This is a genomic window from Pseudooceanicola lipolyticus, assembly GCF_002786325.1.
Taxonomy (GTDB): domain Bacteria; phylum Pseudomonadota; class Alphaproteobacteria; order Rhodobacterales; family Rhodobacteraceae; genus Pseudooceanicola_C; species Pseudooceanicola_C lipolyticus.
In genome coordinates, this window is sequence record NZ_PGTB01000438.1 from 1 (window position 1) to 518 (window position 518).

Consider the following 518-nt stretch of genomic DNA (forward strand, 5'->3'; position numbering starts at 1 on the left):
CGCGTCGTGGAATTCCGGGCGCAGATTGCCCTCGATCCAGGCGCAGAGCCCGAGGGCAAAGCGGTAGAAGGGCAGCGCGAAGGGGCTGTCGCCCGCCTGCGCGATCTCCGCTGCGAGGCGGGCCAGCGGGGCGAACACCTCCAGCCGCGCGGGCCCGGTATGGTTGGTCAGCCGGCCGCCGCCGGGGGCGACGAAATGCACCGCGCAGACCCGGTCGCTGGCCAGGATGTTGCGCGCCCGCAGGAAGCTGCGCCAGTGCAGCTCGACATCCTCGTGCTGGGCGATCTCGGAACAGCCGATGCCGTGGTCGCGCAGGAAGCCGGTGCGGTAGATCTTGTTCCAGGGGTAATTGGCGGTCTGCACCAGCTGCGTGGCGGCCGGGGTCGACACCGGCGACAGCGCCCCGGTCTCGACCCCGGCGGCGCGCCACAGCGCCTGGTCCCAGGGCATCTGGCCCCAGCGCCGCTCGGTCGCGGCGCGGCTGTCGTGATGCTGGAACAGGCAGAAATCGAAGGCCT

1 pseudogene is annotated in these 518 nt (G+C 71.6%); it reads right to left on the bottom strand.

What is annotated here, in order from left to right:
- Positions 1-518, bottom strand: a pseudogene (locus CVM52_RS27365) (glycosyltransferase family 2 protein); the annotation flags it as partial.